The sequence below is a fragment of the uncultured Algoriphagus sp. genome (assembly GCF_963974835.1).
GTDB lineage: Bacteria > Bacteroidota > Bacteroidia > Cytophagales > Cyclobacteriaceae > Algoriphagus.
Genome location: NZ_CAXBET010000001.1, coordinates 325488 through 348459, shown reverse-complemented (window position 1 = coordinate 348459; position 22972 = coordinate 325488). Strand labels below are relative to the sequence as shown.

Sequence of the window (22972 nt, the reverse complement as noted above, 5' to 3'; positions counted from 1 at the left end):
TAGCCGGCGCTAGGCCGGCTATCATTTTTACCAAGTAAATAAGTCTTGATTGAGACTTTGAAGTGCTTCTTTTTTGAATTTGGAGTCTACCAAAACTGAAACGTTATGGCGGCTTCCACCAAAGGATACCATTCTAACAGGATATTCTATAAGCGAATCAATCACGGATTGGATAGCACCTTTGCTTTCTGAAACCATATTTCCGACAATACAGATAATGGTCTGGTCTCTATCAACCTCCACGCTACAGAATGTACCCAGTTCTTCTAAAATATGCTGCAAGTGACTTAAATCGTCGATAGTTACCGATACTGCCACTTCGGATGTAGTGATCATATCGATTGGAGTTTTATATTTTTCAAAAATCTCAAATACCTTTCTCAGGAAACCATAAGCCAAAAGCATTCGGCTGGATTTAATTTTGATAGCTGTGATCCCGTCTTTAGCTGCGATCGCTTTCACCCCAACAGAGGCTACTTCTGCCTTAATCAACGTGCCGTGAGCTTCTGGCTGCATTGTGTTAAGCAATTTCACCGGTACGTTAAATTGCTGCGCAGGCCAGATAGATGCAGGGTGAAGAATTTTGGCTCCAAAATAAGCAAGCTCGGCAGCTTCGTCGAAGGACATTTCAGCGATCGGGCGCGTTTTATCAACAATCCTAGGATCGTTATTATGCATTCCGTCGATATCCGTCCAGATCTCGCAGGCAGTAGCTTGAATTGCGGCAGCAACCAAAGAAGCAGTGTAATCCGATCCGCCACGCTTCAGGTTATCCACTTCATTCAGGTGGTTTTTGCATATAAAACCCTGAGTGATGAAGATCGTGTCTTCTGGATGCTGGGCAAGTATTGCCTTCAATCGATCTGAGATTTTTTGAAGTTCCGGCTCTGCATTTTCATCAATACTCATGAAGTCAAGTGCAGAAAGGAATATTGCAGGAATCTCCAATTCTTCCAAAAGCGTATGAAAAAGCTTTGTAGAAAGTAATTCTCCTTGGGCTAGAATGTCGCGATTGATAGCCTCATTAAAAGAGATTCTCAAAAGAATATTCAGAAACTCAAAGTGCTCTTTGATGATTTCCTGAGCTTTTTCTCTTGCTACTTCAGTTTTTACCAGTTTTGGATAAAAGTCATTGTAATGTGCATGGAGCTCATCTATCCTTGATTTAGCCAGCACTTTATCAGCTGAAGCCAAAGCCTCTCCTATGCTTACCAACGAATTGGTTGTGCCGGAAAGAGCAGAAAGAACTACGATTTTTGATTCATCACCTCGGGTGATCAGGTCTTTTACCTGGTGCATGCGTTCTGGACGGCCCACAGAGGTGCCACCAAATTTCATGATTTTCATAGGGTCTATGCTTAAAAGGTTAATAGGTTTTTGTCTTAGAATCCAAGCATTTTAACAGCGGTGATAGCCGCTTCGTCGCCTTTGTTACCATGCTTTCCTCCAGCACGATCCATGGCTTGCTGCTGAGTATTTGGGGTTAATACTCCAAAAATCACTGGTTTATTATATTTCAAGGCCACATTGGTGATGCCATGAGCAACCGCATCACAGATGAAATCAAAGTGCTTAGTCTCGCCTTGGATCACACATCCAAGACAGATTATAGCATCAATGTTTTCTTCCTGAGCCAGCCATTGAGCAGCAAGGGTTAGCTCAAATGAACCAGGGACATTCTTTCGAATGATATTTTCTTTCTTTGCTCCATTTTCGATAAGAGTCTGGTAAGCACCAGAATAGAGTGCTTCTGTCACGACTTCATTCCATTCGGATACGATGATTCCAAATGTTTTATCGCTGATGTCCTGAACGTTTTTGGATGAGTGCGCACTAAGGCTTTTAAGAGAAGTTGCCATTGATAGGTTCTTTATAAAGTATTGTAAACAAAAAAAGAGTAAGACCACAGGGCCTTACTCTTCTAGTATGCTATAGCAAAAGCATTACTTAGAGGCAAGACCTTCTAAGCGAGCTTTATGTTTTCGTGCCGCAGCAAATTCGAAAGACTCGAAATACTTGTCTTCGATCTCACCATAAGCAGCAATTGCGTCAGGAATGTTACCTGCAGCTTCGTATGCGATAGCAAGCTTGGACAAATACTTAGGAGTGAAATACTTGTTTTCATCGTATTCAGCCGCTTTTTTGTAATTAGCAATTGCCTTATCAGTATTGCCAAGCTCCATGTTTGCATCACCGATAAGTGAATAAGCTTTTGCCTGTACCAAGAAATCATCAGCAGAGAACTGCTCTAATTCAGTGATCGCTTGTTCGTAATTTCTCTCAGAAAGATAGATAGACCCGATGTAGAAATGTGCAAGGTTTGCAGCATCTGTTCTTGGATAATCCTCTACAATATTAAGTAAACCAGCATTAATCCCGTCGCCATTCAAGGCAAGTTGAACACTGTCTTGCTCGTAGAAATACACAGCTTGGAACATTTCCTTCTGCGCTTTTTCGTTTTGGTTTTGGGTGTTGATCTGGAAAAACAAGATTCCACCGATCAAAACTACTGCAGCTATCAATATGCCCGCCAGTATTTTACTGTTCTGCTTTAAAAAAGCCTCACCTCTGCCAAGTCTTGTTGCTATCTCGGAAGGATCTTCCAAAATATCATTGTGATGCTCAGGGTGTACTCTTTTAGTTTGTTTCGTTGCCATGCTACTCAAATTTCAGCCGCAAATATACGGTTTTTATAATTTCTACAAAGTCCAATAAAAAAGCCATGAAAGCTTTCTGTCTTCATGGCTTTTAAGTGGTTATGTAATTATTGATTTATTCCATTACAAATGGATAGTCTTCCTGGATGTAGACATCCTTGAAAGCATCCTGTCCGTCAGGCCAAGGGGATTCTTCAGCAAATTTCACAGCATCCGTTACCTTTTGTTTTACGCCTTTTACGATTTCCTCAAGTTCTTCTTCGCTAAGAATATTATTTTCTTTGATAGTTGAAAGCACCTGCTCCACTGGATCACGCTGCTTGTATTCTTCTACTTCCTCTTTGGTTCTGTATTTCTGAGGATCGGACATCGAGTGTCCTTTGTATCGGTAAGTTCTCATTTCAAGCAAAGTTGGTCCATCACCTCTTCTTGCTCTATCAGCAGCTTCAGCTACTGCTTCGTGAACTGCTTCTACATTCATTCCGTCAACTGCGAATGAAGGCATGTCGTAAGATTCTCCCAAAGTAGAAAGGTCTTCTACGTTCGAAGATCTTTTTACGGCAGTACCCATTGCATAGCCATTGTTTTCAATGACGAAAATCACAGGAGTCTTGTAAAGCATAGCCAAGTTCAATGCTTCGTGAAAAGCTCCCTGACGAACAGCACCATCTCCCATGTAGCAAATTGCTAAGTTTTTGGTGCCTTTATATTTTTCTGCGAAGCCCATTCCAAGACCCATAGGAATTTGTGCACCTACGATTCCGTGGCCCCCCATGAAGTTTTTCTCTTTATCGAAAATGTGCATGGAACCACCTTTTCCTTTGGTAGTGCCCGTTGCTTTACCGAAAAGCTCAGCCATCACAGCTCCTGGATCAGTACCCAATCCAAGTGGGTGAGCGTGACAACGATAAGCTGTGATCCACTTGTCGTCTTTGGTCAACGCAGAAATAGCACCGGAAGCACAAGCTTCCTGGCCAATATATAAATGACAGAATCCTCTGATTTTTTGCTGACCGTAAAGTTGTCCAGCTTTCTCCTCGAACCTCCTCATTAAGAGCATGCTCTCGTACCAAAAGGTGTAAGTTTCTTTTGAATATTTTACTTTAGACTTAGTCGCTGCAGTTTTCTTTGCCATATCGTAATGATGAAAATATGCTAATTTTAGGATCCAAATATAATCATCCCGCCCTAAATAACAGGCTCCCTTCGAAATAATTACCCAATCTCATGCACCTGAAGTCTCTCGAACTCTTACAATTTAAAAACCATGAGAAGACCCGACTCCAATTTTCCAGCGAGATCAATTGCTTTGTAGGTTTGAATGGAAGTGGAAAAACCAATGTGCTGGATGGGATTCACTACCTGTCTTTGACCAAAAGCGCCGTGCAATCCAGCGACAGCCTGAATGTGCAGCATGAGAAAGATTTCTTTGCGATCAAGGGGCAATTTGAACTGGCAGAAGAAAAGAAGTTGGAAGTGAGATGCACGGTAGAATTGGGGAAGAAGAAGCAGATCTATCAAAATGGAAAGGCACTTGCCAAAACCTCCGAGCATGTTGGGCTGATTCCTTTAGTCTTAATAGCTCCCGACGATACGGAACTGATCAAAGGGGGAAGCGATGGGCGAAGAAAGTTTTTTGATGGATTGATTTCACAGCTTGATCATGCGTACCTCGATCAATTGATTCGATACCATCACTTTTTGAAACAGCGAAATGCATTGCTGAAGAAGTTCGCCGAAACTGGCAGACGTGATCTGACACTTTTGGATAATTACGATTCTGAGTTAATTGAACTGAGTAGTGTTCTTGCCGCTAGAAGAAATGAGCTGCTGGCTGAAATGGCTCCCTTATTACAGAGTCACTATTCAGAGATTTCTCAAGGACAGGAGCTGGTAAGCGTTATTTATGAAACTGAGGCGTTGCGACCCGACTTTGAAGAGTATTTCAAAAGCCTTCGGAAAAAGGATCTCATCACCAAAAATAGTAATGCAGGAATTCACAAAGATGATTTTGGCTTTATGATTGGTGAGCACCCTATTCGGAAGATCGGAAGTCAAGGACAGCAGAAATCATACATCATAGCCCTGAAGCTTGCTCAATTCCAGATTTTCGAAAAAGAGAAAGGAGAAAAGCCAATTTTATTATTGGATGACATCTTTGACAAACTTGATGATCTGCGGATTGCTCAAATGATGCAGCTAATATCTCAGCATACCTTTGGACAGATATTTTTGACGGATGCGCGGCCAGAAAGGTCAAAGAAGATTCTTTCAGAATTGGATTCTGAGGTCTCTTTCTTTTCTTTAAAAGAAGGACTTATTTCTATCGAGGCATAAAAAAAGGAGCCGAAGCTCCCGTAACTTATTTCCATAGCTCAGCTGGATATTCTCCAGCATCATGTAGTTTCTTTAGTGAATCGATCACCACAGGTTTATCTTCTGTATAGGTGACGCCAAACCAAGTCTTTCCACCTTCCAAGATATCAAAGGCTGCTTCATCAGCTTGTATTAGATTGTTGGCGACAGTAGGGATGTAGAATTCTGACTTGAGGTTATCTACGTTTGCTGCTAGAAACTCATTCCACATCTTCTCAATATCCATAAAAACATCCTGATGAAATCCCCAAAAGTTCATACTAACAGGAGTACCTTCAGCGATTTCTAAAATTTCTCCCTCTCCCTTACTTACTATTTTATCTCCTTCTCTTGCGATAGAAGTTCTTTCTACCATACCCGTGAGATGTCCCTTTTCATTCGTTTCACAAACTCCTCGACTTACAGTTCCATTTTCGGATAATACATTTTGAACGGCATAACCCACCATGGCATGGAGATCAGGTTTCACTTCTGTAGTGAGAAATTTACCGATGGCATTAAAAGCCTCTTTTCCATAAAAATCATCCGCGTTGATCACCGCAAAAGGTTCTTTGATTGCGTCTTTCGCACAGAGTACAGCGTGAGCTGTTCCAAAAGGCTTCTTTCTATCTTCTCGTTTTAACTCATTTGGTACAAAGCTATCAAGTGATTGTATCACAAAGTCAACTTCTATTTTACCGGAAAACTTAGGAAGAAATTTCTCTTTGGCTACTTCAAGAATTGCTTCCCGCACAATGAAGACAACTTTTCCGAAACCCGCATTGATGGCATCAAAAATAGAATATTCAAGAATAGTCTCTCCGTTAGGTCCAAATCCATCGATTTGCTTATTCCCGCCGTAGCGACTTCCCATTCCTGCAGCAAGTATTAATAAGGTAGGTTTCTGGTTCATATATAGGTTCTTAAAAACGTAGGCAAAATTAAGTTTTTATGTTAGCGACACAAGAGAATCCTGACCTTTCACAAATTGTCCCCAGTTTATAATTCAACCAGATTTCATTTGATTAAAGGTGAATATCTAGAAATAGACTTATCAATAATCTCTTTCCGCAACAATCCTTAATAAATAGTGATCATGCAGGGTAAATTTTTATCCCGAATATCAATAATTTTAATTTTCTGTTTAGTTTTATGCAATAATCTCAAAAAATCACTAGACCCATTAAATAAATGAAAAAAATTGAAGCGATTATCAGGACTTCCCGCTTTGACCAGATCCACACGTGTGTGGCTGCTCTTGGAGTGAAGTTTCTCACCTTCTACGAGGTGAAAGGGATGGGCTTGGAGCATGCCAGGCTAGAAATGTACCGAGGAGTTCCTTATGAGCCCGCCTACATTCCTAGAACCAAAATAGAAATTGTCACGGTAGAGGAATTGGTGGAGCCTGTGATAAACTGCATTCTCACAGAAGGCAAAACAGGACAGGTTGGAGATGGTAAAATCTTCGTCTACGATGTGCTTGAGGCTTATAGGATCAGAAACAGCGATACTGGAGAGCACGCCCTTTAATCTAACTCACTTAATTCACCGAACCTATTTTATCTAATGCAAGACTTATTTACCGTCAATAATTTATGGATGATGATCGCCACTACCATGGTGTTTCTCATGCATTTGGGCTTTGCCAGCTTGGAAGCTGGTCTGACTCGCTCAAAAAACACTGTCAATATCCTATTTAAAAACACCATTATTCCTGCAATTGGACTTTTGACATATGCCTTTGTTGGCTTTAACCTGATGTACCCAGGTGCAGAATATGCAGGCGCTTTCTTTGGATTTGCTGGTTTTGGCCTTACCCTTCCGGAAGGATGGGATACCAGTAACTATAATGCTGGCTACACCTATTTTACAGATTTCATTTTCCAAGCCATGTTTGCAGCTACCGCAGCTACCATTGTGTCTGGAGCTGTAGCTGAAAGAGTGAAACTTGGACCATTTATCTTTTTTTCCTTTCTATATGTAGGTATTTGCTATCCTATCGTAGGTATGTGGAAATGGGGTGGAGGCTTCCTTAATACACTGGAAACACCTTTTTATGATTTTGCCGGATCTACTATCGTACATTCTGTCGGTGGATGGGGAGCACTAATTGGAGCTGCTCTGCTAGGACCTAGAATAGGAAAATATACTTCTAGAGGTATGACTGCTATTCCAGGGCATAATATCCCCTTGGCTACCTTGGGAGTATTCCTATTATGGTTTGGTTGGTTTGGTTTCAATGGTGGATCAGTATTGAGTGCGGATCCGGGATTGGTATCAAAAGTTTTCGTAACAACTTCCCTTGCTGCTGCTGCAGGAGCTTTTGGAGCACTGATTGTTTCCTATATAATGTTTAAAACCTACGATATCACGATGGTATTGAATGGTATTTTGGCTGGTCTAGTGGGGATCACTGCTGGTGCTGATCAAATGGGTGTAAATTCTTCCATTATCATCGGATTGATTGGTGGCGGATTGATTGTGTTTGCAGTGGTGTTTTTTGACAAAATCAAAGTGGATGACCCTGTGGGAGCAATTTCTGTTCACCTCGTAGGAGGAATTTGGGGTACATTGGCCGTTGGGATATTTGGAGATTTGGCTAGTGTAAGTCAGTTTATCTCCCAGTTGATCGGTGTTGCTGCAGTAGGTATATTCTGTGTACTATTTGCAGGAATAATATTCTTTGTCATGAAGAAAACGGTGGGTATTCGCGTGGATGAAGCGGAAGAGACGGAAGGATTGGATATCAACGAACATAGCATGAGAGCCTATCCGGACTTTGCTACCAAAGATTAATTAAAGAAACCGACTACCATAGATGAAAAAAGCCCCGTTCCAGAATTTTGGTCGGGGCTTTGGTTTTTTAAAAGGAGGGTTCAAAATATCTATTTAAAATTACGTCATGCATTTTACCAAACATGAGGTAACACCAATCTTTGAATTCCTGAATCTCTGTCGGGGAAATTAACCGTAATCCTTTTCTAAGCTCACGTTCAAACAAATACTTGGAAAAGCTGACCTTTTGTAAGATAGTCTTCACATATTCGATCATAGTCTAAAGAGTTTAGGGTTTTAACTGATTTTAAGTTTCAATACGGAGGCATTTCTCTATATGTTGCGTTATTTTAGAAATCAAAGAATAGAATATTCCCTATTTTCGCAACCATGATTAAAACGCTTGCCCGATTCCTTTTCGTATGCTGCCTTTTCCTATTTACAGGAACGGCTATTGCTCAGGATGTTCAGATTGAGCTAGGACCTTCTGAGATCGGTTTGAATGAAACTTTCACTATCAAAGTAACGCTCAGTAACGAAAAAATCAAATCGTACGATCAATTTCCGGAAATCCCTAGTTTTCAAAAACAAGGAATCTCACAGTCCTCTTCAATGAATCTCATCAATGGACAGATGAGCAGCTCAAACAGTATTATCCAATATTATAAGCCAAGTAGAAAGGGGGATTTTACCTTACCATCTTTCGAGCTTTCAATCAATGGTCAGGCCTATTCTTCCAACGGTAAAAAAATTACTGTTGGAGATGCTGCAAATTCATCTGGTGGGCGTGGATCCGCAACAGATCCATTTGCCGATTTTTTCGGTCGGTCGGCCGTGGAAGATCCTGAGTATGTAGAGATGGAGGATGATGCTTTTTTCTCGGTGACTGTGGATAAAGAAGAAATTTATCAGGGAGAAGGGGTTAATATAAGTTTGGCATTTTACATGTCAGAAGCTAATCAGGCACCATTTAATTTTCATGAGCCGGGAAGGCAACTGGACGATATTCTAAAGAAAATAAAACCTTCTAATGCATGGGAAGAAAACTTCAATATTAGCAATATTGATCCTGAGCAGGTTACTATTAATGGGAAGAGATGGACAAAATTTAAAGTATACGAAGCTACTTTCTTCCCCTTTTCCGAAGGAGAAATTACGATCCCAAGAATACCCTGGGAGATGATAAAATATAAAATCGCTAAAAACCCTACCTTTTTTGGAGCAAATAGACAGGAGGATTTTAAGACTTTCTACTCCAATCCAAAAACAATTAAAGTGAAGCCATTACCTCCACATCCATTGAAGAATGAGGTAAGCGTGGGGCAATTTCAGGTAAGAGAGAATATCACAAATATTGAGGTGGAGACAGGTCAAGGTTTTGATTATAATTTCGGCATAAGCGGTGTAGGAAATATTAATGCTGTGTCAGCTCCGAAGCGATTACCTGTTGCTAACCTCAATACCTATGATCCTAACGTGCGTCAGCAGATTAACAGAGGGTATGGAAGAGTTTCTGGAATAAAGGAATTCAATTATTACATCACAATTAACGAGGCTGGTGAGGTAGATCTTGGGAAAAATTTCGAATGGGTTTATTTTGACCCGGAGCGTGCTGTCTATGATACATTAAGACCTCAGGCAAAAGTAACAGTGGTCGGTGAAAGTAAAGTAAACCAAGCAATTTCCAGTCAGCGCTTGGGAGGACTCTACGATCGTATTTCATCTGAAGACAACAGGTTTTTAAACGAGAAATATAAATACTATTTTACGGTCTCAATCAACGTATTGCTGCTAATTGCAGTGACATTACTGGCTGTATTGATAATCAGAAAGAGATAATGGGCAATTCATTTGGGAAGCTATTCAAGATCACCACTTTTGGTGAATCACACGGGGTAGCTTTGGGGGTAATCATCGAAGGGTGCCCAGCAGGACTGAAAATAGACGAAGCTAAACTTATTGCTGAGATGCAAAGAAGGAAGCCTGGTCAGTCCAAAATTACAACACAACGCAAAGAGGAGGACGAATTTGAGATCAAATCCGGGATTTTTGAAGGGGTTACTACTGGAACTCCTATTGGGATCGTGATCAATAATTCAGATCAAAAAAGTAAGGATTACTCTCATATATCAGATAAATTCCGTCCTTCCCACGCTGACTTCACCTACTTCGAGAAGTACGGATTGAGAGACTATAGAGGTGGAGGGAGAAGCTCTGCCAGAGAAACTGCCGCTCGTGTCGTAGCTGGAGCTATTGCAAAACAACTTTTGGAAACAAAAGGAGTTACTATCCAGGCTTATGTATCTCAGGTGGGTGATTTGAAGTTGGCAAAAAGCCATAGCGAGCTTGACTTAGCAAAAGCGGAGGAGAATATCGTGAGATGCCCAGATCCTGTAGTTGCTGAAGAAATGATTGAATTGATTGATTCGGTACGTAAAGATCGTGATACCATCGGCGGAGTGGTGAGTTGCGTGATCAAAAATACCCCTGTGGGAATTGGGGAACCTGTATTTGACAGACTCCATGCTGAACTGGGTAAAGCCATGCTGAGTATAAATGCTGTGAAAGGCTTTGAATACGGATCTGGCTTCGAGGGAGTGAAAATGCGTGGATCAGCTCATAATGATAAGTTCGTGCAGGATGGAGATAAAGTCAGGACACTCACCAACCATTCTGGTGGTATTCAAGGTGGAATTTCCAACGGAGAAGATATCTATTTCAATGTGGCATTTAAGCCAGTTGCTACCATAATGACAGATCAGGATTCGGTCAACGAAGCCGGTGAAGCAGTGGTAGTATCCGGAAAGGGCCGTCATGATCCTTGCGTAGTGCCTAGAGCTGTACCGATTGTGGAAGCAATGGCTGCTTTGGTCATAGCTGATTATATATTGTTAGCAAAAACCAATAAACTGCAAGACTTCTAAACCATATCATATGCTAAAAAAGATACCCTTACATACCCAAATTATCATCGGACTTGTTCTGGGGTTGATTTTTGGCCTAGTAGTCATTAAGACTTCCATTCCCAATTCTTTTACTATAGATTACATTAAACCATTTGGAACCATTTTTATCAATGGTCTAAAAATGATAGCGGTACCCTTGGTGTTAGCTTCGTTGATCGTTGGTGTTTCTAATCTTGGAGATGTTTCCAAACTGAGTAGAATTGGTGGAAAGACAATAGCAACGTATTTAATTACTACTGTTCTTGCTGTGACAATTGGCCTTGTGCTGGTAAATGTTTTTAAGCCAGGAAAAAGCCTACCTCCTGAGACGAGAGAGAACCTGATGAGTTTGTATGAGGGCGATGCTGGATCTAGGGTGGGTCAAGCAGCAGAATTGCAAAAACAAAGTCCTCTGCAACCTTTGGTTGACATAGTGCCGGATAACGTTTTCAGAGCGACCACGGATAACGCTGCTATGCTTCAGGTGGTTTTCTTTGCCATTTTAGTGGGAATAGCATTGTTGCAAATTCAAAAAAGTAAAGCAGCTCCGGTTATTGCATTTTTCGATGGGTTGAATGATGTGATCATCCAGATTGTGAACTACATCATGATGATTGCTCCTTTCGGCGTGTTTGCGCTGATGGCTTCCTTGATTGTGGAGATCGCAGGAGAAAATCCTGATTCAGCGGTACAATTACTAATGGCATTATTGAAATATAGCTTAGTAGTATTGGCGGGACTTTTCGCGATGATTTTAATTGTGTATCCATTGATTTTAATGGCATTCACAAAAGTGAAATACAAGGCTTTCTTCAGAGCTATCAGACCAGCTCAATTATTGGCTTTTTCCACAAGTTCAAGTTCTGCTACCCTTCCTGTCACCATGAAACAAGTGGAGGAGGAGTTAGGAGTCTCTGAAGAGATTTCCAGTTTTGTCCTACCATTGGGTGCTACGGTAAATATGGATGGAACCAGCCTTTACCAAGGTGTGGCTGCGGTATTTATCGCTCAGGCATTGGGCATGGAATTGAGCTTGACGCAGCAATTGATGATTGTATTAACCGCCACCCTGGCTTCTATAGGCTCTGCTGGAGTACCTGGCGCAGGATTGATTATGTTGATCATTGTACTGGAATCAATTGGAGTTCCAGCCGCTGGTATCGCACTGATTATTGCTCCCGACCGTATTTTGGATATGTTCCGAACAGTAGTTAACGTTACTGGGGATGCGACAGTTTGTACAATTGTAGCGAGTACAGAAGGTGAATTGCCAGATGGATTGATTAGAAAATCAAACCCATTGACTCCAAACGAATAGAAATCGATTTTTGGTTTTATACAAGAAATTGTTTGTTCAAACCAGAGAAGAATCATCAGCTAGCTAGGTTTGCACATTCCAAAGAACACATTTTAATAAAGCAGAAAAGGCTAGCCAATTTCTCGGCTAGCCTTTTCGTTTTTTGAGACAGATTCTTTTTTGTGGAGGGATTGTAGCAAAGTTGAGCTGCACATTCAGAATCCCAACTCCAATTGCTCAACGCGTGGTTTTTTTCCTTCAAAAGGAAATTCAGCAACTACATCATATTTTTTATATCCGTCTTTGCTGAAGGGTCTTTTTAGTAGAACCATTCCTTCTACTTTACAGAAAGCTTCAAACTCTTCGTTCCCATACTCACTCCAAGCCTGTTCAAATTGTTCGGGCTTCATATCTCTAGCTATAGTCAGATGAGCGGGACTTGGGAACTTTGCATCATTCTTCAGCAGGTAGTTAGTTGAATTCTTTAGTCCTTTTGAAATTTCGGAAAAGTATTCCCTGTTAAAAACATTCACAAATATGGTTTTTGGATCAAACTTGCCAAGTCCATCAAATTGAGCCAAGAATGGATGTACAGTTTTCGCAAAGCGGTCTATAGTGGAAATTATTTGAGTTTCTCGATCACCGTTGTGTAGCCAATTGCTCATTGTAATGTGTGGGATTAGACCGGCCGCTTTTTCACATCCATAGCGGTTTGCAAAAATTCTTTTCAGATTCATCACCATAAGTTTTATTTCCTCACTTGGTGAAATGATTAATAGGTATTCGAAAATATTCATGGCTTTCTATGTTTTTGTTATCTAGCTAATTTACAATGAAATGAGTGAATTGTAAAGCATTGGAGGTACCTCTTTCTTATCCTTCAGTCCCACTGTCCACATGCCATGTACATCCACGGCGAAGGTGCCGAATTCCTCTACCACTTTGCCGCGTATTTTATAAAAGCCTTTGCCTTGAAAAGGAAAGCGTTTCAATGAAGGCGGGAAATGTACCGTATCCAGCCAGTCGCCCTTGGGGTCGAGAAAAGTCCCAAAAGCCATGTGCTCCCGGTGTATCGTGCGCACGTCCTTGGTTACGACGAGTCGACCGAGGACTTCCACATTTTTCCCTAATAACTGAGGAAGCTGTTCTGCCAGCACTGTTCCTTTGCCATTGTGAGCACAAAGACGGAACATGTCCGTCAATGCAAAACCCAGCACATTAATCTCATCCAGCGCATCTTCCAGTGGGTAATCAGGAAAATCCGGTAGGGGAAAGTCCATGGGAGGTTCCTTGAAAAGCGCAGGAGAATCAGGAATAGACGTGAGATGTTTTTGGGCGAAATTGGCTTTCCAAAGCAGTTTCTTTTTCCCTAAACCTGTAAACTCAAACGCACCCACACTGATCAGAATATTCAGTTGCTCCGGTCCGGCATGCGTGCGCTCGATGAAATCCTCCAAACTCAGATAATCTCCATTGGTCTGCCTTTCTTCCAAGATCAAATCGCACAGCTTCTTTTCCAATTGCTGTACATGGATCAAGCCTACGAAGACCTCCTCTCGAATGATGTTGGTCAGGTACTCACTGCGGTTTACGCAGGGTGGGTTGACCTTTGCTCCAGTGCGCTTGAGTTCGTGGAAATAGAATTCGGTGCTGTAAAATCCTCCAAAGTTATTGATCACTGCGACCATAAATTCCATAGGGAAATAGGTCTTCAGGTAAAGACTCTGGTAGCTTTCCACTGCAAAAGATGCTGAGTGTGCCTTGGAAAAGGAATAGCCTCCGAAGGACTCCATCTGCCTCCAAACTTCCGCTGCCACGGTGTCATCATGCCCAAGTTCCTTGCAGTTTGCAAAGTACTTTTCCCGGATCTCATTGAAGCGATTGTGCGATCTGTACTTTCCCGACATGGCCCGACGCAGAATATCCGCCTCGCCCATATCCAGTCCTGCGAAGTGATGGGCAACCTTGATTACATCTTCCTGATACACCATCACGCCGAAGGTTTCCTCCAGCAATTCCTTCATTTTAGGATGCAGGTAGATGATTTTTTCGGGATCGTGAAATCGCTCTATGTATTGCTTCATCATCCCCGACTGCGACACGCCTGGTCGGATAATAGAGCTCGCGGCCACAAGTGTGAGGTAATCGTCACATTTGAGTTTGGTGAGGAGCTGGCGCATGGCCGGACTCTCGATGTAAAAGCAGCCGATGGTATCTGCTTTCCGGATTTGCTCAGCCACTTTCGGATCGCTCATAAATTCTTCTACTCGATGGATATCGATGTCGATTCCCCGGTTTTGCTTCACCAGTCGAATAGCTTCCTTGATATGTCCCAATCCGCGCTGACTGAGGATGTCAAGTTTGAACAGGCCGATTTTCTCTGCCAAAAACATGTCGATCTGCGCCGTACAAAAACCCTTCGGAGGCAGTTCATTCACGGTGTATTGATAGATAGGCTTCTCGGAAATCAGCATCCCGCCTGGGTGAATGGAAAGATGATTCGGGAAATTCTCCAGCAGCTGTCCGTATTTCAGAATCGTACGCTGGATTTTATCCTCATTCATCGGCTGATCCTTGCCTCGGACGAGTTGGTCGATTTCTTCTTTGGGCAGGCCAAAAACCTTCCCCAGCTCACGGATCACGGCTCTGCGCTGAAAAGTACTGTACATTCCCAGCAGGGAAACATGATCTTTGCCGTAGCGCTTGAAAATGTAATCGATGACTTCATCCCGATCTTTCCAAGAGAAATCTATGTCAAAATCCGGTGGGGAAGTCCGGTGTGGATTTAGGAATCGCTCGAAATATAGATCAAGTTTGATCGGATCCACATCGGTGATTTTCAGACAATAAGCGATGATGGAATTGGCGCCACTTCCTCGCCCTACGTAGTAAAAACCACGGTTTTGTGCATAGCGGATTACGTCCCAAACGATCAGGAAATAGGCGTTGAAATTTAGATCATTGATGATTTTCAGCTCTTTGATTACCCGTGCTTTGGCTACAGGATTATTGCCATAGCGATAGTGAAAGCCTTCCATGGCGAGCTTTTGCAATAAAATACGGTCGTCTTCTCCGCTGGCACTGTAGTGCTTTTTGTTTTTGTCGGTGCTCAGCTCTGTTTTGATTTCACAGGAATCGATCAGCTGTAGCGTGTTGCTGATCATGCCGGGAAAATTCCGAAAAGCACTCATCAGCGCTGCTTCCGAGACAAACATTTCATCCGGGGAGGCAAAGTCCTTTTCTCCCAGTTTACTGATCAGCGTATTTTTGCCGATGGCTCGAAGCAAACGATGAATATTGAAAGCCGTTTTGTCTTGAAAAGTCACCGGATGTCGGATGATATATTTCTTGGGAAAGGCTTCCACTTCCTGCTTTTTCAGGCGATTCAGCTCGCTCGCCAATACGCCGATGAATTCATGTTCTTTTAGATTTTGCGCAGCAAAGCTTCCAAAGGGATAAATAATCAGCACTTCTGAAAAGCAGTCAGGTTGCTCAGGGAAAGCTAATTCCTGCTGTAAATGATGAGACAAAAACCGATTGATCTCAAGCAGTCCCGCATCATTTTTAGCCAATAAGGTATAGCAGAAAACATCGGCGTTTCGGATTTCTGTTCCGACGATGGGTTTGATGTTTTTTACTCTACAGAAATCCACGAAATCCCAGCTGTCCGCCGTGCTATTGATATTGGTGAGGCCAAGAGAGGAAAGGCCGCGCTCGGCTGCGGCATCCACGAGCTTTTCGGTGCTGAAGGTACCGTATCGGTAGCTGAACCAGGTTTTACAAGTAATAAACATTTTAGGCGCGGGTTAGGGTGATGGCTCGGGTAAGGCTTTTTTCGCCGTAGCGGTTTTTGATCCAGTCGATGGCTTGGTACAGGTTTACCCCTTCTTCGGTGTCTTGGAAAAGGTCGATCTGCTGATTTCCCTGTACGAGATGACTGACTTTTACACCGACCAGCCGCACGAGCATTCTCCGGTCATAGAGCTTGGCAAAGAGTTCCTTGGCTCTTTCCAGCAGCACCTCATCCGAACTGGTGTAAGAGATAATGCATTGACGGCTGACCGTGTCGAAATTTGCATAGCGGAGCTTCACCGTGATGCAACCGCAAAGCTTTCGTTTTTGGCGAAGCTCAAAGCCAACTTTCTCCGTCATTCGCACGAGCTGGCTATTGAGAAAAGCCATGTCGATGGTGTCCGACTCAAAGGTATTTTCCGTGCCAATGCTCTTTTGCTCGGTGTATGGAATGACCGGCGATTCGTCAATTCCATTGGCTTTTCGGGATAGGTCGATTCCCCATTTTCCCAAGAGATTTTGCATCATTCGGGGTGGGATTTCGCTAAGTAAGCGGATATTTTCTACACCCATTCGCTCCAATAAGGTGGAGGTTTTTTCACCTATCCCCGGCATTCTTCGAATTGGAAGTGGTGCGAGATAAGGTTTCTCTTTGCCAAAAGGAATAGTCGTCTGTCCGTTCGGTTTGGCGTCATGGGTGGCAACTTTGGATACGAGTTTGTTCACTGCCAAAGCGCAGGAAATCGGTAAGCCAGACTCCTTGACGATCTTTTCGCGTAGTTCTTTGGTGAATTTTTCGCAGCCAAAAAAGCGATCCATCCCCGTCATATCTATATAAAATTCATCGATGGAAGCTTTTTCCATCAGAGGAACCTGCTCCTGAATGACTTCCGTGACCAAGCGCGACTGCTGGCTGTAGCTGTCGTAATCACCTTTAACATAAAATGCCGAGGGACAAAGTCTCCGCGCCAATTTCATCGGCATGGCAGAATGCACCCCAAACTTTCTAGCCTCATAACTACAGGAAGCCACCACGCCACGGTCGGAACTGCCGCCGATGATGACGGGTTTTCCCTTTAGCGCTTCGTTTTTCAACCGCTCCACAGACACAAAAAACGTGTCCAGATCCAAATGCACGATATGCCTTTCCATTTCTCAGATTACTTGCTATATTTGATAGTATTAGTATCAATTTATTGTCATTAATTGTATCGAATAAAAATGGAAAGTCAAAGCTTTTTTTGGGCGGGCAATCTGAAATTTCTTAGAAAGCGACGCAAATTGAGTCAGGACATGCTGGCTGAAAATCTTGGCATGACTCGAGCCAAACTGAATGCGCATGAAAATGGACATAGCAAGTCACCGGCAATCGAGGATTTGCTGCTATGTGCGGATTATTTCAGGATGAGCGTGGATACGCTGCTTCGGGTGGATTTGTCCAAACTGAGTGAATTGAAAATCCGTGATCTGGAAGCTGGAAATGATGTGTTTTTGAGCGGTTCAAAAGTTCGGATTCTCGCCACCACAGTGAATTCAAGTAATGAGGATAACATAGAGCTTGTGCCGATTAAAGCCAAAGCTGGCTATTTGGGAGGTTTTGGAGATCCGGAGTATTTGAGCACACTGCCAGTTTTCAATTTGCCAAATCTTTCAAAGGACAAAAAATACCGCATGTTCCAAACCGAGGGCGATAGCATGCTGCCGATCGCGGATGGAGCTTATGTGATAGGTTCCTATTTATCCGAGTGGCGGCTAGCCAAAGAAACTCCCTGCGTGGTGGTGACGGCAAGTGAGGGAGTCAGTTTTAAGATGTTAAGTTTTCAGGCGGAGGAGAGAAGCTTTTTGCTTCGTTCTCTAAATCCAATTTACACGCCTTATAAGGTTCCAGCTGAGGAAATCCGTGAGATCTGGAAATTTGAATATTATATGAGTGATGAGTTTCCGCAGGAGCCGCTGACGTTGCAACAAGTCGGGATTGAAATTTCGGAGATTAATAGGAAGTTGGGATTGATGCAGGCAGGTAACCTTTGAGGTTTTTTCGAACCTCGAAGGCTTTGGGGAAAAATATCCCGCAAAGGCGCAGGGGTGTAAATTTTATTGATACTGGTAAGTTAGATTGGATTAAAAGAATCTTACGCTTTTGGAGAATGTTATCTTTTGAGATAACTTTGTGAGAATGGTAAGGAAGATAATTTTTTATGAAAACTACTTTATTGAGTTTTACCAAAACCAGAATGAAAAGGTTAAGAGTAAGATTCAATATGTTTTTGAACTGATTAAGCAAGTGGAAAGGGTGCCTGAAAAGTTTCTCAAACATCTTGAAGGAACTGATGGGCTATTTGAAGTTAGAGTGGAATACCAATCAAACATTTACAGGATTTTCTGTTGCTTTGATGAAGGAAGATTAGTCGTCCTTTTTAACGGTTTTCAAAAGAAGACTCAAAAGACCCCAAAGAATGAAATAGAGAAAGCAGAAAGGTTAATGAATGAATATTTTCAATCAAAGAAATAAGATCATGAGGGATTATAGCAAAGTAAAAACATTCGATGAACTGATTGAACTGGAGCACGGTAAAGTCGGAAGTGAGAGCAGAAGCAAGTATGAAGAAAATGCCCAGATGTTCATTATTAGCGAAATGCTGAAAGATGCTAGAAAGGAAGCAAACCTAACCCAGGAGCAATTGGCAGAAAAGGCAGGGACAAAGAAGAGTTATATTTCTAAACTTGAAAATGGAAAAGGGAATATCCAGTTATCAACTTTGATCCGGATTTTCGAACAAGGTTTGAATAAGAGAATAGGGTTAACCTTCCTATAAAGGTGTGAAGAAAATAACCCACTCTAATATTATCTTGGATACAGGGGGTGGTTCGGAGTAAATATGAAAATCAGCGTCCTTCAGTAGTAAACTGGAGGGAATGTCTCCGACTGTCTGCCGTTTTCAACCTCAGGGAGATATGAGAAATCATGGCTTGTTAAAGCGTTCTTATTCGCTCGTCATCGGTATAAGTTAGGAACTACATATCCCGCAGCCTAAGCATTCTCATTTTAAACAGTGACTTTGGGTAGACAGGTTATTCATTTTAATTTTCCCTAGTTTTGGCAGGCTATCCAGAACCAAATTAACATATGTTCGGATTAAAACTTGTAGATATTTTGGTTCTGTGAGGTTTGTTCGCTTGGATTAGTCGTTATTATATCACCAATACCACCCCTAATATTTAATTTTTACTTTGCTGTTTTGACTAAACCACTTTCCTCTCAATCACTCCTTATCACCGGGATTATTTTGGTTTCGATCAATTTGCGCACCTCGATAGCATCGGTTGGTCCACTGATTCCGTTTATCCGGGAGGACTTGGGCTTATCCAATGGCTTGGCGGGATTTCTCACCACGCTTCCTCTGTTGACGTTTGCGACATTTTCACTTTTTGCCCCAGGGATAGGAAAGAGACTTGGGATGGGAAGAGCAGTCTTTTTGGGAGTTGCTATTCTTACTGCCGGAGTGATCCTGCGTGTGTTGGGAGGAATTGAGTTAATGCTCTTTGGCACAGCGCTGACTGGGATCGGGATAGTGATTGCCAATGTGCTGCTGATTCCTCTGATCAAAGTCAGATTGCCGGAGAAGTTAGGCTTGATGACAGCTTTGTTGGCTACGATGATGTCGCTTTTTGCGGGAATCGCTGTAGGCATGAGTGTGCCGATTGCGGTGGACTGGAATTTCGGGTGGCGGGGATCTTTGGCATTTTGGGCGATATTCATGGTACTCGCAATGATCCTATGGATTCCACAGCTTCAACGTCCCAAGGCAAGTCTTCACGAAGTCACTGATCCTGCAAAAAATGTATGGAGATCTAAGCTGGCTTGGCAGATTACGATTTTTATGGGTTGCCAATCTGTGATGTACTTTACCATGGTGACCTGGTTGCCGGATATGTTGATTTCCCGGGGTTGGACTCCTGCTCAGGCAGGTTTTGTGTCTTCGATGATGCAGGTGATTTCTCTACTTGGATCTTATTTCGCTCCGAATTTCCTGATCAAACTCAGGGAGCAAAGTGGAGTTGTATTGACTGTTGGGGTAGCCTATGTGCTAGGATATGCGGGTCTGTTTATAGAAAACGAGTTGGTGACTTATGCTTCACTGGGAATCGTAGGAATTTGTATGGGATCGAGTTTGAGCATCGCTTATACGTTGATTGCTTTGCGTACCGCTGAGGATCAGACCACTGCCAAACTTTCAGCAATGGTGCAGTCTTCTGGGTATTATTTGGCAGCGTTGGGACCTTTTCTTTTTGGGGTGTCGCTGGATCTTTTTGACAACTGGAATGTGCTGATTTTCTTTTTGTTATTCTTTGCTCTTGCATTTACCATTTTTGGTATGTCGGCAGGGAGAGATCGTAAAATCTAATCCAAATATTATTTCGTCCTTGATGGAATAGGGTGTAATTTTGCGCTCAAATTAAGACCCTGTTTGCTATGCAAGAATTCCTTCAATCCCTAGGCGTGTCAGAACAATTGTTTGATTACCTGATCATGCCTTTGCTTATCTTCTGTGCAAGAGTAGGTGATGTCTCTATCAACACCCTGAGAATCATGTTTATGATGAATGGGAAAAAGAATATTGCGCCATTTTTGGGTTTTTTTGAGGCTCTGATCTGGCTTTTGGCGATTGGTCAGATTTTTCAAAACATAGATAATCCGCTGTCTTATCTGGCTTATGCGGGTGGATTTGGTACTGGAACGTACGTGGGGATGTATTTTGAGGAAAAATTGGCACTGGGAAGAGTACTTGTGAGAGTGATCACGCCGAAGCCGCTTCCGCAATTGATAGAGTACATGAAAGAGCGTGATTTTCGCTTTACCAATGTGGGTGGCGAAGGTCGCTTTGGAAAGGTTAACCTACTTTTTACTGTAATGAAACGTGATTCTTTGAAGGAGTTTGTGGACAAAGTGCAGAGCATAGATGAGAAAGCATTCTATACTATCGAGAGCGTGAAGCGGGTATCTGAGGATGATTTAAATGTGATGGATGACAAGCCACGATTTAATATGAGTTTCTTCAGCAAAGCCCGTACTTAATGGCCAATTCCTGGTTTCAGTTTCAGCAGTTTCGTGTCAATCAGGATCGCTGTGCAATGAAAATAAGCACCGATGCTTTGATGCTTGGAGCTTTGGCAGAAGCCGAATCGCCAGTAGAAATATTGGACGTAGGAACTGGCACCGGAGTGATTGCCTTGATGCTTGCGCAGCGATTTCCAGAGGCAAAAATCCAGGCTGTAGAGATAGATTCTCAGGCGGCATCTCAGGCTTTGGAGAATTTTCAGATGAATACTTTTTCGGATCGTATGCAGCTTTGGGAAGGAAGATTTCAGGACTTTGAGCCTAATCAGAAATACGATCTGATTGTCAGCAACCCGCCTTATTTCCCAGATCATCTCAAATCGTCCGATGCACAGCGAAATATGGCTTTGCATACAGATGAGCTTTCCTTTGAGGATTTATTGCGAAAAGTAGCAGAACTTCTTGCTGAAGATGGGCGATTCTGGGTTATTCTTCCTCCACGACAAATGCAGGATTTTCAGAAGGAAGCAGAGGTGAAAGTATTATTTCCTGCAAGGAAATTCACACTCCAAGACAAGCCCGGAAAGCGAATACAACGGGAAATTTGTGCTTTTTCCAGAAGTCAGAATGAGTTTGAGATATCAGCCATTTTCATCAAAAATGAAGATGAAACTCCACATGAAACTTATGCTAGCTTAGTTTCAGAATTCCTGCTTAGCTTCAAGGCTTAACCTCCCGAACTTCTTCCCGGAAGCGAATTCCATGACTTTTCAGCTCAGCCAAAATCGGATTATAAATTTCCGGAAGTACTGGGACGTGGAGGCCTGTTAAGTTGATTTTTCCATCCAAAAATAAATCAACAGCAATCGCCAGTGGAAGTCCCACTGTCTTTGCCATAGCGGTGTAGGTTGCATCTTCTCCAATGCACACCAGACTTGATCTGATCTCTTTGGTGCCTTCCCCAGTTTTGATTTCGAAAAGGTGCTGCATCACAATCATGTCCTTGTCTTCCGGGTAAAGCTTCCAATTCTTTTCGAGAATAGCCTGCAAAATAGCTGCCGGAGAACCGCTTATCTTTGGTAGCAAATCATTCCCGAAAAAGCCTAGCCACTGAATTTTTTCCCAGGTAGGAAAATCAAAATCAGGGATCAGATTGCCTAACTTTTCTTCCACCGAAAGCGCTGGATCGTAAGGCAGAAATGAATTTAGGAACTGTCTCAGCGTAGTATCTTCCGGCAAATTCATCTGAAAACTATCATCACACATTCCCAATTGCACGAATACATTCCAGGCTTTGCAGTAGCCATCTCTTCGTAATGTCCCTCTGAGCATGGTTCCTATATTTTCCAATTCATAGACCTTTCTGTAGCTGAGTGAATCCCTGTTTGGGTAGCCATCAAAATCCCCTAATCCCGCAAACTGAATAGTTTCGAGCCGGTTGAAAAGCTGATGGTAAGGAACAAACTTCAAATCGCCTTTTTCTATGTATCGTGAAGTGCCCTGACCTGCCAGCACCACATTCCGTGGATTCCAAGTGAACTTGTATTTCCAAGGATTATCCTCAGACTCCGGCGCAAGAAGTCCACCGCAATAGGATTTGAAAGAGATGATTTCATCGCCTTTTGATTTCACATAGTCAATGATCTGCATGGCTGACATGTGGTCAATTCCTGGGTCAAGGCCACATTCGTTGAGGAAAAATAATCCCTTTGCCTCGATTTCTGATTTCAATTCACGCATTTCTTCCGACTCGTACGAAGCCGAGAAGAAGTGTTTTCCAAATTCCAGACAGTCTTTTGCCACTTTAGGATGCATAAAAGCGGGAAGCATGGAAATCACCAGATCTGCTTCTTTGATCAAAGACTGCCGAGCATGCGAATCTTCAATATCTAGCTGACTGGCCTCTGTATTTGGCTGATTTTTAAGCTTTTCCTGAGCAGAAGCTAGGTGGAGATCTGCCAAAATCAACTTGCGGTCTTTGGCTTGGCAGCTTTTGGCTAAGAAATCGATCAGAAAAATGGCGGATTTTCCACCTCCTAAAATCAGAATGGTATGCATTGCATGTGGGGTTATTGGGGCTAAAATGGAGAAT

General features: G+C 42.5%; 21 protein-coding genes. 12 read left to right on the top strand and 9 right to left on the bottom strand.

The annotated features are described in order from the left end of the window. Positions 1–27: 27 nt before the first annotated feature. The 4 genes from AACZ73_RS01560 to pdhA all read right to left on the bottom strand — a co-directional run bounded on the left by AACZ73_RS01560 (position 28) and on the right by pdhA (position 3792). Positions 28–1347, bottom strand: coding sequence for an aspartate kinase (locus AACZ73_RS01560; RefSeq protein WP_339874789.1), 1320 nt, complete (start codon positions 1345–1347; stop codon positions 28–30). Positions 1348–1382: 35 nt separating this feature from the next. Further along, complete coding sequence (gene ribH / locus AACZ73_RS01555) at positions 1383–1859, bottom strand: 6,7-dimethyl-8-ribityllumazine synthase (protein WP_339874788.1); 477 nt, start codon at positions 1857–1859, stop codon at positions 1383–1385. An 84-nt stretch (positions 1860–1943) separates the two neighbouring features. Next, entirely contained in the window at positions 1944–2657 is a 714-nt protein-coding gene (locus AACZ73_RS01550; RefSeq protein ID WP_339874787.1) for a tetratricopeptide repeat protein, read from the bottom strand. Positions 2658–2772: 115 nt separating this feature from the next. After that, complete coding sequence (gene pdhA / locus AACZ73_RS01545) at positions 2773–3792, bottom strand: pyruvate dehydrogenase (acetyl-transferring) E1 component subunit alpha (RefSeq protein ID WP_339874785.1); 1020 nt, start codon at positions 3790–3792, stop codon at positions 2773–2775. Positions 3793–3884: 92 nt separating this feature from the next. On the opposite strand from pdhA, the gene recF reads away from it, so the two are divergent. Then, positions 3885–4994 carry a DNA replication and repair protein RecF gene (recF, locus tag AACZ73_RS01540; protein WP_339874784.1) on the top strand — a complete coding sequence of 370 codons (1110 nt, stop codon included), beginning with the start codon at positions 3885–3887 and terminating at the stop codon, positions 4992–4994. Positions 4995–5019: 25 nt separating this feature from the next. On the opposite strand, the gene AACZ73_RS01535 is transcribed toward recF, so the two are convergent. Beyond that, on the bottom strand, positions 5020–5925 hold the full coding sequence (locus AACZ73_RS01535) for a sugar phosphate nucleotidyltransferase (protein WP_339874783.1): 906 nt from the start codon (positions 5923–5925) through the stop codon (positions 5020–5022). 278 nt (positions 5926–6203) lie between these two features. Between AACZ73_RS01535 and AACZ73_RS01530 the strand changes: the two genes are divergently transcribed. The 5 genes from AACZ73_RS01530 to AACZ73_RS01510 all read left to right on the top strand — a co-directional run bounded on the left by AACZ73_RS01530 (position 6204) and on the right by AACZ73_RS01510 (position 12050). Continuing rightward, the gene (locus AACZ73_RS01530; RefSeq protein WP_339874781.1) at positions 6204–6542 is read left to right on the top strand and encodes a P-II family nitrogen regulator; all 339 of its coding nucleotides are present in this window, start codon (positions 6204–6206) and stop codon (positions 6540–6542) included. A gap of 36 nt (positions 6543–6578) precedes the next feature. Next, positions 6579–7808 (top strand): ammonium transporter, encoded by a 1230-nt coding sequence (gene amt / locus AACZ73_RS01525; RefSeq protein ID WP_339874779.1) that lies wholly within the window; start codon positions 6579–6581, stop codon positions 7806–7808. A gap of 369 nt (positions 7809–8177) precedes the next feature. Next, positions 8178–9626 (top strand): BatD family protein, encoded by a 1449-nt coding sequence (locus AACZ73_RS01520; RefSeq protein WP_339874778.1) that lies wholly within the window; start codon positions 8178–8180, stop codon positions 9624–9626. Beyond that, entirely contained in the window at positions 9626–10711 is a 1086-nt protein-coding gene (gene aroC / locus AACZ73_RS01515; protein ID WP_339874777.1) for a chorismate synthase, read from the top strand. Before AACZ73_RS01520 ends, aroC begins: the two co-directional genes overlap by 1 nt. A gap of 10 nt (positions 10712–10721) precedes the next feature. Then, complete coding sequence (locus tag AACZ73_RS01510) at positions 10722–12050, top strand: dicarboxylate/amino acid:cation symporter (RefSeq protein ID WP_339874776.1); 1329 nt, start codon at positions 10722–10724, stop codon at positions 12048–12050. A gap of 194 nt (positions 12051–12244) precedes the next feature. Here AACZ73_RS01510 and AACZ73_RS01505 read toward each other — a convergent pair whose 3' ends face one another. From AACZ73_RS01505 to dinB, 3 genes are read right to left on the bottom strand one after another with little or no spacing between them, the layout of a single operon-like run. After that, positions 12245–12826 carry a 2'-5' RNA ligase family protein gene (locus tag AACZ73_RS01505; RefSeq protein ID WP_339874775.1) on the bottom strand — a complete coding sequence of 194 codons (582 nt, stop codon included), beginning with the start codon at positions 12824–12826 and terminating at the stop codon, positions 12245–12247. Between the two features lie 30 nt (positions 12827–12856). Beyond that, the gene (gene dnaE, locus AACZ73_RS01500) at positions 12857–15823 is read right to left on the bottom strand and encodes a DNA polymerase III subunit alpha (RefSeq protein ID WP_339874773.1); all 2967 of its coding nucleotides are present in this window, start codon (positions 15821–15823) and stop codon (positions 12857–12859) included. A 1-nt stretch (position 15824) separates the two neighbouring features. Beyond that, positions 15825–16973 (bottom strand): DNA polymerase IV, encoded by a 1149-nt coding sequence (gene dinB, locus AACZ73_RS01495; protein WP_339874772.1) that lies wholly within the window; start codon positions 16971–16973, stop codon positions 15825–15827. 69 nt (positions 16974–17042) lie between these two features. Here dinB and AACZ73_RS01490 point away from each other — a divergent pair, with 69 nt between their 5' ends. The 6 genes from AACZ73_RS01490 to AACZ73_RS01465 all read left to right on the top strand — a co-directional run bounded on the left by AACZ73_RS01490 (position 17043) and on the right by AACZ73_RS01465 (position 21611). After that, positions 17043–17852 (top strand): LexA family transcriptional regulator, encoded by an 810-nt coding sequence (locus AACZ73_RS01490; RefSeq protein WP_339874771.1) that lies wholly within the window; start codon positions 17043–17045, stop codon positions 17850–17852. A 145-nt stretch (positions 17853–17997) separates the two neighbouring features. Then, positions 17998–18333 (top strand): type II toxin-antitoxin system RelE/ParE family toxin, encoded by a 336-nt coding sequence (locus AACZ73_RS01485; protein WP_339874769.1) that lies wholly within the window; start codon positions 17998–18000, stop codon positions 18331–18333. A 4-nt stretch (positions 18334–18337) separates the two neighbouring features. Then, on the top strand, positions 18338–18637 hold the full coding sequence (locus AACZ73_RS01480; RefSeq protein ID WP_339874768.1) for a helix-turn-helix transcriptional regulator: 300 nt from the start codon (positions 18338–18340) through the stop codon (positions 18635–18637). 423 nt (positions 18638–19060) lie between these two features. After that, positions 19061–20227: an MFS transporter gene (locus AACZ73_RS01475; protein WP_339874766.1), complete on the top strand. Its 1167-nt coding sequence runs from the start codon at positions 19061–19063 to the stop codon at positions 20225–20227. A gap of 68 nt (positions 20228–20295) precedes the next feature. Next, entirely contained in the window at positions 20296–20898 is a 603-nt protein-coding gene (locus AACZ73_RS01470) for a DUF2179 domain-containing protein (RefSeq protein WP_339868452.1), read from the top strand. Continuing rightward, positions 20898–21611 (top strand): methyltransferase, encoded by a 714-nt coding sequence (locus tag AACZ73_RS01465; protein WP_339874765.1) that lies wholly within the window; start codon positions 20898–20900, stop codon positions 21609–21611. The genes AACZ73_RS01470 and AACZ73_RS01465 overlap by 1 nt, the downstream gene beginning before the upstream one ends. Here AACZ73_RS01465 and AACZ73_RS01460 read toward each other — a convergent pair. After that, positions 21601–22938, bottom strand: a complete 1338-nt coding sequence (locus AACZ73_RS01460; RefSeq protein WP_339874763.1) for a saccharopine dehydrogenase C-terminal domain-containing protein — start codon at positions 22936–22938, stop codon at positions 21601–21603. The genes AACZ73_RS01465 and AACZ73_RS01460 overlap by 11 nt on opposite strands. Between the last annotated feature and the right edge of the window lie 34 nt (positions 22939–22972).